The organism is Kibdelosporangium phytohabitans, assembly GCF_001302585.1.
Taxonomy (GTDB): Bacteria; Actinomycetota; Actinomycetes; order Mycobacteriales; family Pseudonocardiaceae; genus Kibdelosporangium; species Kibdelosporangium phytohabitans.
The window spans coordinates 2,286,768-2,300,378 of record NZ_CP012752.1; the positions used below are offsets into that span (position 1 = coordinate 2,286,768).

General features: G+C 69.3%; 10 protein-coding genes and 1 pseudogene. 5 read left to right on the forward strand and 6 right to left on the reverse strand.

The genetic code is table 11. The features are described from left to right. Window positions 1–9: 9 nt before the first annotated feature. Complete coding sequence (locus AOZ06_RS10500) at window positions 10–3,027, forward strand: ATP-binding protein (protein WP_054289262.1); 3,018 nt, start codon at window positions 10–12, stop codon at window positions 3,025–3,027. Here the strand turns inward: AOZ06_RS10500 and AOZ06_RS10505 are convergent. From AOZ06_RS10505 to AOZ06_RS10515, 3 genes are all read right to left on the reverse strand, one after another. Continuing rightward, window positions 2,965–4,179 carry a cytochrome P450 gene (locus AOZ06_RS10505; RefSeq protein ID WP_054289263.1) on the reverse strand — a complete coding sequence of 405 codons (1,215 nt, stop codon included), beginning with the start codon at window positions 4,177–4,179 and terminating at the stop codon, window positions 2,965–2,967. The two genes, AOZ06_RS10500 and AOZ06_RS10505, sit on opposite strands and share 63 nt — an antisense overlap. 69 nt (window positions 4,180–4,248) lie before the next feature. Then, window positions 4,249–6,213: an SDR family oxidoreductase gene (locus tag AOZ06_RS10510; protein WP_054289264.1), complete on the reverse strand. Its 1,965-nt coding sequence runs from the start codon at window positions 6,211–6,213 to the stop codon at window positions 4,249–4,251. Window positions 6,214–6,247: 34 nt separating this feature from the next. Next, entirely contained in the window at window positions 6,248–6,451 is a 204-nt protein-coding gene (locus tag AOZ06_RS10515; protein ID WP_054289265.1) for a hypothetical protein, read from the reverse strand. Between the two features lie 336 nt (window positions 6,452–6,787). Here AOZ06_RS10515 and AOZ06_RS10520 point away from each other — a divergent pair, with 336 nt between their 5' ends. After that, complete coding sequence (locus AOZ06_RS10520) at window positions 6,788–7,516, forward strand: GOLPH3/VPS74 family protein (protein WP_054289266.1); 729 nt, start codon at window positions 6,788–6,790, stop codon at window positions 7,514–7,516. A 35-nt stretch (window positions 7,517–7,551) separates the two neighbouring features. After that, on the forward strand, window positions 7,552–9,732 hold the full coding sequence (locus tag AOZ06_RS53020; RefSeq protein ID WP_063810010.1) for a GNAT family N-acetyltransferase: 2,181 nt from the start codon (window positions 7,552–7,554) through the stop codon (window positions 9,730–9,732). Window positions 9,733–9,775: 43 nt separating this feature from the next. Here the strand turns inward: AOZ06_RS53020 and AOZ06_RS10530 are convergent, their stop codons facing one another. After that, entirely contained in the window at window positions 9,776–10,312 is a 537-nt protein-coding gene (locus tag AOZ06_RS10530) for a glycoside hydrolase family 75 protein (RefSeq protein ID WP_054289267.1), read from the reverse strand. Between the two features lie 252 nt (window positions 10,313–10,564). Here AOZ06_RS10530 and AOZ06_RS59800 point away from each other — a divergent pair, with 252 nt between their 5' ends. After that, window positions 10,565–11,164, forward strand: a complete 600-nt coding sequence (locus AOZ06_RS59800) for a LysE family transporter (protein WP_054289268.1) — start codon at window positions 10,565–10,567, stop codon at window positions 11,162–11,164. Between the two features lie 15 nt (window positions 11,165–11,179). On the opposite strand, the pseudogene AOZ06_RS53705 reads toward AOZ06_RS59800, so the two are convergent. Continuing rightward, window positions 11,180–12,319: pseudogene (locus tag AOZ06_RS53705) on the reverse strand (multidrug effflux MFS transporter); the annotation flags it as partial. After that, window positions 12,310–12,819, reverse strand: coding sequence for a MarR family winged helix-turn-helix transcriptional regulator (locus tag AOZ06_RS10545; RefSeq protein WP_236952172.1), 510 nt, complete (start codon window positions 12,817–12,819; stop codon window positions 12,310–12,312). The pseudogene AOZ06_RS53705 and the gene AOZ06_RS10545, both read right to left, overlap by 10 nt. A gap of 74 nt (window positions 12,820–12,893) precedes the next feature. Here AOZ06_RS10545 and AOZ06_RS10550 point away from each other — a divergent pair, with 74 nt between their 5' ends. Continuing rightward, the gene (locus tag AOZ06_RS10550; RefSeq protein WP_063810330.1) at window positions 12,894–13,529 is read left to right on the forward strand and encodes an FMN-dependent NADH-azoreductase; all 636 of its coding nucleotides are present in this window, start codon (window positions 12,894–12,896) and stop codon (window positions 13,527–13,529) included. Window positions 13,530–13,611: the final 82 nt, after the last annotated feature.

The window sequence follows — 13,611 nt, forward strand, 5'->3', positions numbered from 1 at the left end:
TGTTGTTTTGTGCCGATCGAGCTGACGCTGCTGCCCGCGGTGGCGTTCCGCGGCCGGCAGGTGACGGCTCCCCGGTTGCGGGCCCTGCTCGCGCTGCTGGCCGGTGACCTGCGCAGGGGTGTCAGCGCCGGTGCGCTCGTCGACGGGATCTGGCCGGAGGACCAACCGGAGAACCCGGTCAAGGCCGTGCACATCCTGGTTTCCCGGCTGCGGGGACAGCTCGGTTCGGCGTTCGTGGCGAGCACTCCGGCCGGGTACCGGATCGATCTCGGCGCGGACGTGGTCGACACCGAGGTGATCCGGGCCGCCGCGACCAATGCCGCGCGTGCGTTGACCGACGCCGACTACGCCACAGCGCTGGCGGAGGCCGAGTCCGGGCTCGGCCTGTGGGACGGCGAAGGCGCCGACGGCGCGGATCCGTTGTCGCTGCTGCGATTGGCGTGCCTTCCCGCGCACCGCTCGCTGGTCCGGACGCGCGCTGTGGCGCTGGCCAGGTCGGGGCGTCACGCCGAGGCGGCCGGGCCGCTCGAGCGATTGCTCGGTGAGCACCCGCGGGACGAGGAACTGCTCGCCGAGGTGCTCCGCGGACAGGCCGCGCTGTCAGGCCCTGCGCGGGCGCTGACCACGTATGAGCGGTACCGGCGCGAGTTGCGTGACGAACTCGGGGCCGATCCGGGCGCCGCGCTGCGGTCGGTGCACCAGCGACTGCTGCAGGGCGAGGCGATCCGGCGCAACGTGGTGCACGAGCCGAACGTGTTGCTCGGCAGGGACAAGGACATCGCGGCTGTCACGGACCTGGTGCGGCGGGCGCGGATCACGTCCGTCGTCGGTCCCGGCGGGATGGGCAAGACCAGGCTGGCGCACGCCGTGGCCAGGTCCGTGGAGTCCAACGTGTACTTCGTGTCGCTCGCGGGGGTCGTGGCGGACGAGGACGTGCGCAAGGAAGTCGACGCGGTCCTCGGCGACCAGCGCGCGAGCGCGTTGCTGGTGCTGGACAACTGCGAGCACGTCATCGACGCGGCCGCGGCGCTGGCACGGGCACTGGTCTCGGCAGACAAGGACATCCGGATCCTGACCACGAGCCGTGCCCCGCTCGGCCTGTCGTCGGAAGCGGTCTACCAACTCGGTGAACTGCCGTTGCCCACGGCGGTCGAGTTGTTCGGTCAACGAGCGACGGCGGCGCGTCCCGGTGTCGAACTGCCCGCGGACGCCGTCGAGGATCTGTGCGGCCACTTGGACGGACTGCCGCTGGCGATCGAGCTGGCGGCGGCCAAGACCCGGGTGATGTCGGTCCGGGAGATCGCCGACCGGCTCGACGACCGCTTCACGTTGCTCCGAAGCACATCCAGGGACATGCCGAGCAGGCATCGGACCCTGCACGCGGTGGTCGACTGGAGCTGGCACCTGCTCGACGACGACGGACGCCGGGCGATGCGCGTGCTGTCGGTGTTCCCAGGCGGGTTCACCTATGCCGCAGCCGAACGCGTCGGTGCGGACCCGTACCTGGAGCACCTGGTCGACCAGTCGTTGCTCAAGGTGCTCGACTCGCCGGGCGGTGTGCGGTTCCACATGCTCGAGACCGTCCGCGAATTCGCTGCCGCGCAACGCGATGACGACCGTGAGGTCGATCTCTTCAGCACGTGGGCCCGTGAGTTCGGCCTCGCCCACCACGACGAGTTGTTCGGGACCGACCCGGTCGGGCCGGCATTCCGGGTCGACGCCGAACAGGACAACCTGATCAGGGCCCTGCGCTACGGGATCGAGCGCGGGCACGGCCGGACGGTCGCGGCCACGGCGGCGGCGCTGACCGGGTTGTGGTTGCTGAAATCCAACTACAGCAGGATATTCGCGCACGCCGACGAGATCGCCCGTGTCCTCACGCGATACCGGCCGGAACCGGAATACCTCGAAGCGGCACGCATGGCGGTGACGATGTGCGCCGCCACCACGCTCATGATCCAGGGCCCGCGCGCGGTGCGCAGCCTGGTCGCCCTCAAACGCCTGCCGCCCGCTCCGCCCGACACCCTGCCCCGGGCGCTGAGTGCTGTGCTGACCACACCGGACAGTCCGGAGCCGTTGGTCCGGGCAGGCGCGGACTTCGTTGGCAGCTATGTCAAGGAAAGCGATCTCCAGCCGCACGCCGCGCTGGAACTGGCGCGGCGAGCCCAGGCGCTCGCCGCCGGCGCGGTGCCGTGGGCCCGGCTGGCCACACACATCCGGGTCGGTGAGCTGTGCCTGCAAGTCGGTGAGACCGCCGAGGCGCGGCGGCATTTCCTCGCGGCCTTCGACATCTTCGACAACGACGTCGCGGACGTCCGGCTGTCGTTGATCCTGTGCGACCTGCACGCCGGCAACATCGACGGCGCACGACAATGGCTGGGTTCGATGTTCGCCACCGCCGACTGCGCCGCCGACGATCACGACGTCGACCACGGCGGCACCGAGAGTTCGTTCGTGATCGGTGTCCGAGCCGAGATCCTGCTGGCTCGTGGTGAGGTCGGGACAGGGTTGTCCTTGTGGCGGCGTGCTCTTGCCAGGATCGATCCGCGTTCGGGCACGGAGTACCGGGTGGTGTCGTCCGGGATCGACCCGCTGCTGAGCCAGATCCAGGCCGCGGTGGTGATCGCGCACGCCCAGCACGGCCGCCTCGACCAGGTCGCCGAGTTGGCCGCCCGGCTGCCGGAGCGGGCCGCGTGGCTGCTGCGGCACCCGACGGTCAAGCCTTCGCCGTTCCTGCGTGAGTTCTCGGTCTACGGTGCGCTGTTGCTGGCTGTGGCGATGACCGAGATCGACCGCGCACCTGCGACGGCCGCACGGATGATCGCCATGGCCGAGCGGTTGCGGTTCGTGCGTGAGTTCCAGCCGACGATGTCCCCGGCCCAGGCGCGGGCAGCCGCCGAGCGGGCCGACAAGGTGGCGTACACCGAAGCGGTCGCGGAGTACGCCACATTGAGCCGTGAAGCACTACGAGTCGCTGCGGTGCAGTTGCTTGACGGGCAGGTGACGAGCCCCGCCCATCTCGATTGACGGGTGGAACACCGGCGGATTGGCCGGGTCTGTCCGCAGGTCGCCGAGCCGGTCCAGCAGGACGTTCATCGCCACACGCGTCTCCAGCCGGGCGAGCGGCGCGCCGAGGCAGAAATGCACACCACGCCCGAAACCCACGTGTGGGTTGGGATCCCGGGTCAGGTCGAACTCGTCCGGGTTGGGGAACTGGCGCGGATCACGGTTGACCGCGCCGATCGCGACCATGACCAGCTGTTCGGCGGGCACGGGCCGTCCACCGATCTCAGTGTCCACAGTGGTGCCGCGCGCCAGCATCGGCACTGGGCTGATCAGCCGCAGCGTCTCCTCGATCGCCGCGGGAACGAGCGTCCGGTCGGCGCGCACGGCCGCGGCGGCGTCCCGGTGGCGGTCCAGGCACATGATCGTGCTGCCCAGCAACAACGTCGTGGTCACGTGCCCGGCCACCAGCAGCAGGATCGCGAAACTGATCACCTCGTCGTCGGAAAGGTCGGACTCCACCAGCATGGACAGCAGGTCCTGCCGCGGCCGTTGCCTGCGTTCGGCCGCGTGCTCGGCGAGGTAGCCGATCATCGGCTCGAAATCCCTGATCGCGGCCTGGGACGCGGCCATCGCGTCCTGGCCCGGCTCGGTGTCGTAGAAGATCGTCTTGCTCTCGAACAGCCGGTCCGCCCAGTAGACGAACAGGTCGCGGTCGCTGGACGGCACCCCGAGCATCTCGGCGATCACGCTCACCGGCAGCGGGTACGCCACCTCGGTGACGAAGTCGAACTCGGGCTTGCCGGTCAGCCCGTCGACGATCTCGTGCACCAGTTCGGCGATCCGCGGCTCCATGTCGGCGACGATCTTCGGCGTGAACACCTTGCTGACCAGCCTGCGCCGGTCGCGGTGCGCCACACCGTCCATGGTCAGCAGGTTGTCGCTCGTCAGCAACCTGATCGTCTTGTCGTCGGTGTCGCCGTAGCTCGGGAAGAACCGCGAGGTGTCGGAGTTGAAGGTCTGCGGATCGGCCAGCACCTGCTGGGCCTCCGCGTACCCGGTCACGTTCCACCCGCCGAACCGCTCGTCGAACTCGACGGGTTCGGCTGGGCGGTGGCCGTGCATCCAGTAGTGCGCGGGGTTGGCGTTCCAGGGCGTGACAGTCGGTTCGGTCATGCGGCGAGCGTGCCGACCTGGCGGATCAACCGGGTTTCAACGCGGTCCGGCGCGTTGAAACCACGCAGGTCAGAGCTTGCGCCAGACCAGCCGGGTGAGGGTCGCGGCGACCGACGCGAGCGGCGGCTGCGGCCGGGAACGCGCCTCCGGCGCGGTCTCCGGCATCATCCGGTACAGCAGGTTCGCCACCCGGCGGGACGTGCGCGGCGCGACCAGCCTGGCCAGTTCCATCGCCACACCTTCCGGCCTGCTCACGACCTCCTGCCGGTTGACCAGTGCGCTGATCACCATCCGCGCGGCGCGGTCGGGGCTCATCGCGGGCATCGTGCGGTACGCGGCCTTGGCGATCATCGGGGTGCGCACCAGCGGCATCCGGACCGAGCTGAACGTGATGCCGTCGGCCAGCGACTCCCGGCCCGCGACCCGGCCGAACTCCTCGATCGCGGCCTTCGAGGCCAGGTACGCGGCGAACCGGGGCGTGTCGCTCTGCAGTCCCATCGTGGTCACGGTGACCACGTGCCCGAACCTGCGTTCACGCATGTGGGGGAGCAGTGCGAGGGTGAGGCGCAGCGGCGCGAAGTAGTTCAACGCCATGGTGCGCTCGAAGTCGTGCACCCGGTCCACCGACAGGTGCACCGAGCGGCGGATCGAGCGTCCCGCGTTGTTGACGAGCATGTCGACGGATTCGTGTTCGACGAGAACCTGTTTGACCAAAGCGGACACCGCGGCGGAGTCCGTCAAGTCGCAGGGGTACGTCCACGCCGAACCGCCCGCCGCGGTGATCTCCTCGCGCACGGCCTCCAGTTCGTCCGCTCGGCGAGCCACCAGGAACACCTGGGCGCCGCGGGCGGCGACGGCGACCGCGGTCGCGCGGCCGATCCCGGACGAGGCTCCGGTGATCAGGATCCGCCGCCCGGCCAACGGATCCGACCGGTCGACCCGGCGGCGCGCCCGGTACGGGTCGAGGTGATCAGCCCAGTACCGCAGCAGCCGGGGCGCGTAGGACGCCAGTGACGGCAGTTCGACTCCGCTGCCCGCCAACGCGGTCACAGTCTCCGAGGTGGAGAACTTGGCGTTCAGCGACATGTGCGGCACGACCTCGGGCGGGATCCCGAGCTCGGTGAGCACGGCGTCGCGCGCCTCCCGTCCGCCGGGGAGCCGGTCGAGCACCTGGCCTGCCACGGCCGCGGCGGCCCGGCCGGTCCGGGCCAGACCGGGGACCTTGGGGCTGGCGACGACCTTCGGCGCACCCGCCGGACCGGCGAAGGCGTTGTAGACCTGCGTGAGCGTCTGGTTGCGCGGCGAGCCGAGGTGGTAGGTGGCGCCGGGCGCCGCGTCCTGGTGCATCAGGTGGACCATCGCGTCGACCACGTAGTCGACCGGAACGATGTTGGTCGAGCCGAGATGCGGCGCGACCAGGGGCAGGCGGGCGGGCAACCGGGCGGCGCGGGTGATGGCGGGCAGGAAGTAGTAGGGGCCGTCGACCTTGTCCATCTCGCCGGTGCGCGAGTCGCCGACCACCGCGGACGGCCGGTACACGCGCCACGGCACCGCGGTCTGCGCCCTGACCAGTTTCTCCGCGGCGAATTTGGTGGCGTGGTAGGGCGATGGGAGGTTCTGGCCGAGATCGAAATCCCGCTCGGTGAAACGCCCGCAGTGATCGCCCGCGACGGCGACCGAGGAAACGTGGTGCAGCCATTTCGCGCCGGTCCTGGCGGCGAAATCGATCACGTTCGCGGTGCCGGTGACATTCGTGACCTGATTGGCTTCGTCGGACGCGGTGAAATCGTAGATCGCGCCGAGGTGCACCACGTGATCGATTCCGGGCACCGCGTCCGGCATGTCACCGGTGAGGTCGCCGGCGACCGGGACGACTCGCCCGGCGTCCCATGTCCGGGCGAGCGACTCGAACCGGCCGATCGAACCGGGGCGCACGAGTACGTGCACCGCGGTGCAGTCAGGCAGGGTGAGCAGCCGCGATACCAGCCTGCGGCCCAGGAACCCGGTACCGCCCGTCACGAAGTATCCGGTCATGGCGGGAACGATACCTACTGACGAGTAGGAATCTCTACTGCTCGTGTGTCACAGACGCGTCCACCACCGCGTCCCGCAGTGCCGCACGCAGTCTTCCCACGTCGAGCGGGGTCAGCACGGCGGTCTCGCCCGGCGGGGAGACCAGCACCACGCGTCCCGAACTGACGAACACCGTCAGGTCGCGTCGCCGTCCCGCGATGTCGCGGCAGCTCACCGACCATTCCTTGCGGGTGTTCACCTTCGTCTTACCTCCCCGGTTGTCTGTCCAACGCCTTCCCTACCCGTCGGTGAGACGGCCACCGTGCGGCGCCGTGACGCGCCCGCGAAGGTTTTTCGCACTATTGTTTCCCGACTCCGTTCCGTCCCGTAGTTGTCGATCTTGAACAGCCGAGCCTACTAGGTGATACGTCGGCCAGACGGCCACGGTTTGGTATATCCGCAATTTCCGGTTGGACCGTTCGGGTGACGCGTCGTCTTCGATCGTGTATCCCGGTGATCGTCGATGGCATCCTGTTGCGGTGCTACGGCGGCTCCATTCACCAGGTGACAATGCGACGAACGCATTGGCGTCCCGGTGGCCGAGATCGCCGGAAGCGGACCGGTGACCGGCCGCGCGCCGAGCTCATCGTCACACCTCCGGCTTGCCGACGAGTTCTTCCTGGTCGCACACAACCACGACGCGGACACCATCGTGCCGCGGCTGCACGACACCGGGATCGAACTCGGCCTCGCCGGGGCGCTGCTGGCCGAACTGGTCCTCGACCGGAGGCTGGAGATCGCCGACGGCCGCGTGATCGTGTTCGACCCGTCGCCGCCCGGTGACCAGCTCGCGGCGAGCATGCTGCGCGACATCGTGACCGAGCCCCCGCACAGCATCCGCGTGTGGCTGGAGTACCTGAGCCAGGACGCGCGCGACAAAGTCGGCAGCAGGCTGCACGTCGCCGGGCACCTCGCCCAGGTGCGGCTGCGCAAGTGGTGGGGCGGGCCCGCGCTGCTCTACCGCGCGGTCAACGCCGAACAGGCGCTGATCCCCGAAGTCCGGCTGCACGACCTGCTCGCCAGGCCACACCCCGGCATGCAGCTGGCCAAGATCAGCATGGACCACAAGCTGATGCAGGACGTCACCCTCGCCGCACTGGCGCACTCGACCGGCCTGCTCAGCGCGTTGCTCTGGTACCACGGGCCGCACCGCGCGCGCTCCCAGCTCGACGAGATGCGCCGTGCGCTCCCGGCACCCCTCCTCGAACTCGCCAAGCAGACTGAGGCCGCGGTAGGCGACGCGGTGCTTGGCCGTCGCCGATAACCCCGCGAAGGAGCCTTACATTGGCAGCGAAGGGCTTGAGTACGACCAGTACGAGTACGGCGCTGATCCGCGTCGGACCGAGCCGGGTCTCGTCGGCGCTGGCCCGCAACAGGCTCGGCGTCTCGTCGATCGTGTTCTTCATCGTGTCCGCGGCCGCGCCGCTGACCGTCATCGGCAGCGGCGCCGTGCTGACGTTCGCCAACACGAAGACGATCGGCATCCCGATCGCGTACGCGACGATCGCGGTCGTGCTGACTGTGTTCGCGGTCGGCTACGTCGCGATGTCGCGGCACATCACCAATGCGGGCGCTTTCTACACGTACGTCGCGCAAGGCCTTGGCCGCGTGCCCGGTGTCGGCGCCTCATTCGTGGCCGTCGTGGCGTACAACGCGATGCAAGTCGGCCTGTACGGCGGTTTCGGCGCGGTCCTCGCCGGCCACCTGAAGTCCTGGTTCGGCTGGAACGTGGCCTGGTGGGCGCTGGCGCTGCTGGCGTGGCTCGTGATCGCGGTGCTCGGTGTGCTGCGGATCGACTTCAACAGCAAGGTGCTCGCGGTGCTGCTGACCGCCGAATGCCTGATCATGCTGGTGTTCAACGCGGTCGAGCTGACCAACCCGGCCGACGGCACGGTCACGTTCGACTCGCTGTCCCCGTCGAACCTGGTCACCGCCGGAGTCGGCGCGCTGCTGGTGACAGCGGTGACCGGCTTCGTCGGCTTCGAGGGCGGCGCGGTGTACGCCGAGGAGAGCCGCGACCCGAAACGCACGGTGGCGCGGGCGACCTACATCGCGGTGGCGTTCGTCGGCGTGCTGTACGCGGTCTCGGCGTGGGCGCTGACCGTGGCCGTCGGACCGGACAAGATCGTCGGTGCGGCGGGCGAACAGCAGGCCGACCTGATCTTCAACGTCAACGCGGGTTTCCTCGGCCGGTGGATCGTGGACATCGGCCGGGTCCTGATCGTGACGAGCTTGTTCGCCGCGCTGGTCAGCTTCCACAACACGGTCGCGCGGTACCTGTTCGCGCTGGGCCGTGAGCAGGTCCTGCCCGCCCGGCTCGGCTCCACCAACCGCCGGACCGGTTCGCCGTACGTCGGTTCGCTCGTCCAGTCCGTGCTGGCCTTCGTGGTGATCATGGTGTTCGCCGTGGCCGGACTGGATCCGCTGATCGACCTGATGTACATCGGCACGACCTTCGGCGGTCTCGGCGTGATCATCCTGATGGCGCTGACGTCGGTGTCGGTGGTCGGCTACTTCGCCAGGCGCAAGGACGTCGACGAGAACGCCTGGCGCAAGTTCGTCTCCCCGGTCATCGCCGCGGTGCTGCTGCTCGTGGTGCTGTACCTGACGTTGGACCAGTACTCCACGTTGCTCGGACTGCCCGCCGGCCACCCGGCGGTGTGGATCCTGCCGTCGTCGTTCGCGGTGTTCGGGCTGGCCGGGATCCTGTGGGGCGCGTACCTGCGCTCGGCACGGCCGCGGGTGTACGCCGCGATCGGTCTGGGCGCCAACAGCGTGATCGGCCGGGCCAGCCAGGACCTGCCCAAGCGCACGGACTCCTCCGGCGTGCTGCCGCTGCCGTCGAGCCCGGGGTTCGCCTCGGCGCCGCCGCGGCACGAGGTGTTCCGGGTCGGCGCCGACCACCCGGTCGGCCCGGTGTCCAAAGTGCTCAGTGAAGCCTTCGTGCACAGCGACATCGCGAAGTGGCTGATACCCGACGCGCAGGACCGGCGCCGGATATACCCGGCGTACTGGGCGATGGCCGTCGAGCACGCGCTCGGCGCGGGCGAGGTGTTCGCCGGGGGAGAGCTGTCGGGCGTGTCGGTGTGGTACCCGGCCGTGTTCGGGCCGCCGAACGCGGCACCGCGGGACGTCGACCAGCGCATCGACGTGATGTGCGGCCCCTACGCCCCGCGGTTCCACGCGTTGAGCCACGCCGTGACGAGCGCGCATCCCACGACGCCCCACCAGTACCTGGCGTTCGTCGCGGTGATGCCGGACCTGCAAGGCCGCGGCGTCGGGACAGCGTTGGTGCGACACAGGTTGCGCGAGCTGGACATGGCGAACGTGCCCGCGTACCTCGAAGCGACCAACCGGCGCAATCTCGCGCTCTACGTCCACCTCGGCTTCCAGCCGATGGGCAACCCGATCGCGTTGCCGGACAACGGACCGAAGCTCTACCCGATGTGGCGCCCCGCCTCCGTCCACCGCGGCCTCTGAGACAGTCGTGAGTGGTTGGTCCGGTTAGAACCGGACTAACCACTCACGAGCTTTTCAGGTGGTGGAGATGAACCGGGTGGCGCGGGATTCGCCGGTGGTGGTTGCCGCCGAGTTGCTCGGAGGCGTAGAGGACCTGGTTGTTGTAGACGACCGCGCACGCGCTTGCTCCGGCGATGCCGGAGGACGTGTAGCGCCAGGTGTTGCTGGGACTGGGGACGACGACGTAGTGCGTCTGGTCGGCGATCAGCGGTTTGCCGTCCGAGCGGGGGAACGCGGTGTCCGGCTGGAACCACGGGTCGGTCTGCTCGTTGCACCGGGCGGTGTGCCGACCGTCGCAGTCGATGTCCATGTCCGCGCGCCACCAGACTGCGCCGTTGGCGTCGCACACCGGTGCCGTGCGGCCCAGTTCGCTGTCCGTCTTGTACTTGCCGTTCGAGATCTGTTTGCATGACTGGGTTTTCGCCAGCAGCTGGTTCGCGGACGGCTCGGCCATCGGGGTGAGGTCCGCGCTGGCGGTGGCGGTCGGCACGAGGAACCCGGTCGCCGGCGGGGTGGCCGCGAGCAGAAGGAGCTTCCGCATCAGGTCTCCTTTGTCAGGAAACTTTCCATACACGGGTGGCGGCTGGTGCCTGCTATCCCGTCCACCGGACGCGGAACTCAAGGCCTCGCCCGAAACGTGCGTGGTCGTCCGGTTACCGTCGGTTATTCGGTTGCGGGCCGCCGCTACCGTCTCAGGCATGGACGAGAAGCTGACTCGAAAGTGCCCTGTCGCCGCGGCGACGGGAGCACGTCGACAGCAGCGCGCGACCCGGAGGTACGACCCGGCCGTGTCATGAGCGGCGCGTTCCTCGCGGGTGTCGTTGCTGGTTACGGCGTGGCGATCCCCGTCGGGGCGATCGGTGCGCTGCTCATCGGCCTCACCGCGAGAACCTCCCTGCGCGTGGGCGCGGCTGCGGCACTGGGGGTCGCCACGGCGGACGGGGTCTACGCCCTCGCCGCCGTGCTCGGTGGCGCGGCGATCGCCGATCTGATCGAACCGATCGCGGGCCCGATGCGGTGGGCAGCGGTGGCCGTGCTCGTCACGCTGGCGGTCAAGACCGTGCTCGACGCACGAAAACAACGCAAGGACAAGGAAGTCACCGCGCGCAGTGCCTACTTCGGACTGCTCGGGCTGACCGTCCTCAACCCGGCCACCATCGTCTACTTCGGAGCGCTCGTGCTCGGGATGCGGGCCGATGTCGTGCCCGACCTGCTGCACGGCATGGCTTTCGTCCTCGGGGCGCTGCTGGCGTCAGCGAGCTGGCAGCTGCTGCTCGCCGGTGGCGGCAGCCTTGTCGGCCGCGTCCTGACCGGGCAGCGGGGCCGCATGGCCACGGCTGTCGTCTCCAGCCTGGTGATCGTCGCCCTCGCGGTGCGGCTGGTGACGGGTTAGCCCGAGGTAGGCCATCATCGCGGCGAGGGCGACCGCGGCCATCAGCACGGCCATCGCCATCGCGCCGTGCCCGGCCAGCGGGGCGAGCAGGCCGCCGATGATGAACTGGGTGATGCCGATCAGCGCGGACGCCGCACCGGCGTTGTCCGCCTGGTCGGCCAGCCCGAGCGCGGCGGCGTTCGGCATCACGACCCCGACGCTGGACACGATCACGAACATCGGCACCAGCACCACGACGAGGCCCGCGTCGAACGCGATCGCGACGACCAGCCCGGCACCGCCCGCCAGGCCGGCGGTCAGCCCGGCGGCGATCAGCGCGCGCGGCGACGACCAGCGCAGCAGCAGGCCGTTGAGCTGGCCCGCGATCATGATCCCGACCGAGTTCACGCCGAACACCCAGCCGAACTGCTGCGGCGTCAGCCCGTAGAGCTCCTGCAGCACGAACGGCGAACCGGAGATGTACGCGAACAACGCGGCGAACAGCAGCGCCGAGGTCAAGGCGTACCCGAGGAAGATCCGATCGCGCAGCAGCGCGCCGTACGAGCGCATCACCGCGCCGACCCGCGCGGGCCTGCGGCGTTCGCCCGCGAGCGTCTCGGGCAGACCGAGCACAGTGGACAGCAGCAGCACGGCGCCGAACACCGACAGCACGAGGAAGATCCCGCGCCACGAGGTGAACCGCAGCACTTCGCCGCCGATCACCGGCGCCAGGATCGGCGCGAGCCCGGTGACCAGCATCAACGTCGAGAAGAACCGGGCGAGTGCGACCCCGGAGAACAGGTCGCGCACCGCGGCCCGCGCGATCACGATCCCGGCCGCCGCGCCGAGGCCCTGCACGAAACGGAACGCCACCAGCGCGTACGCCGACGGCGCGAAAGCGCACGCGACGGAGGCGACGGCGTAGAGCACGAGACCGGCGATCAACGGCCGGCGCCGCCCGAACGAGTCCGACAGCGGCCCGGCGATGGCCTGGCCGATCGCGAGGCTGACCACGAACGCGGTCAGGGTGAGCTGGATCTGCGACGCGGACGCGCCGAGCTGCTGCGTCATCGCCGGGAACCCCGGCAGGTACATGTCGATCGACAGTGGGGCGAAGCCGGACAGCGCGCCGAGGATCAGCGTGAAACGCAGGGTGTTGTTCCTGCTCACACGCACGAACCCTCGACCGGCTCCTCCGTCGAGATGATCCGGCGTAACAAGGAGCGCAGCACGTCGCGCTCGGCGGGAGCCAGGTCGGCCAGGACGCGGTCCTCCACCGCCGCCAGCTGGTGGTAGAGCTTCGCCTGCAGCTCACGGCCCGCCTCGGTGGGCACGGGGATCCGGGCGCGGCGGTCGTTCGGGTCCGGCGTGCGCACGACCAGGCCCTGGCGTTCCAGCTTGTCCAGCAGCGCGGTCATGGTCGTCTTGTCGACGCCGAGCGCGTGTCCCAGCGCGAGCTGGCTGTACGGGCGGGCGTCCGGGTGCGAGTTCTGGACGAGCGCGGTCAGCACGATCTGGCCGCGGATGGACGTGCCGTGCGCCATCGCCTCGGTGTCCATCGCCTCGCGCAGGCCGTGCGCAGCTCGGCTGAGCAGCCAGTTCACGTCGAAGTGCTGCAGGCACTGCTGGCTGAACTCCCCGGCGTGCTGATGGGCCGTTCCGACGCTCTCGTCCACACCCGGAGTTTACGTGATGGCTACGACATGAGATGTTCTTGACTCGGAACATCTTGGTTCGTATCTTCTTGGTCATGACCAACTTGCTCCACATCGACTCGAGCATCCAGGGCGACAGGTCGCACTCCCGCGCGTTGACGGCAGCGTTCGTCGAATCGTGGAAGGTGGCCAACCCGGATGGCGGGTACGTGTACCGCGACTTCGCGCAGGCGCCGGTCCCGCACGTGACGGGCCTGTACTTCGCGGCGGCCAACACGCCCGCCGAGCTGCGCGGTCCGGAGATGCGCGCGGAGTACGACAGGTTCAAGCCGCTGCGCGACGAGGTGCTGGCGGCGGACGTCGTGCTGATGGGTGTGCCGATGTACAACTACACGGTCCCGTCGACGATCAAGTCGTGGCTCGACCACCTGCTCGTCCCCGAATTCCGCGCCGACACCAGCGACGGTCCGCTGATCGGCACCAGGTTCCTCGTGGTGGCCACGCAGGGTGGTTCGTACGCGCCGGGCACGCCCAGGGAGGGGTGGGACCACCAGCAGCCGCTGCTCAGGCAGTACTTCGAGCACCTCGGTGTGGCCGGGGACGCCACGTTCGTGCAGGCCGAGATGACGCTCGCGAACGTCAACGAGCAGCTCAGGCAGTTCCAGCACATCGCCGACGAGTCCAAGGAGCGCGCCTTCAAGGCGGTGCAGGAGCTGGCCACGGTGTCATGAATCGCGTGAATCGGCCGAAAGTAGGCTGACACCTTCCGGTATCTGTGTGAATCTGCTTGCATTCGAGCTCAAATGTGCAGGT

Excerpts from the sequence above, each read along its gene's own strand:
- AOZ06_RS10530 (WP_054289267.1), bottom strand. The coding sequence starts at position 10,312 with ATGCGGAAGCTCCTTCTGCTCGCGGCCACCCCGCCGGCGACCGGGTTC.
- AOZ06_RS59800 (WP_054289268.1), top strand. The coding sequence starts at position 10,565 with ATGAGCGGCGCGTTCCTCGCGGGTGTCGTTGCTGGTTACGGCGTGGCG.
- AOZ06_RS10550 (WP_063810330.1), top strand. The coding sequence starts at position 12,894 with ATGACCAACTTGCTCCACATCGACTCGAGCATCCAGGGCGACAGGTCG.
- AOZ06_RS10510 (WP_054289264.1), bottom strand. The coding sequence starts at position 6,213 with ATGACCGGATACTTCGTGACGGGCGGTACCGGGTTCCTGGGCCGCAGG.
- AOZ06_RS10505 (WP_054289263.1), bottom strand. The coding sequence starts at position 4,179 with ATGACCGAACCGACTGTCACGCCCTGGAACGCCAACCCCGCGCACTAC.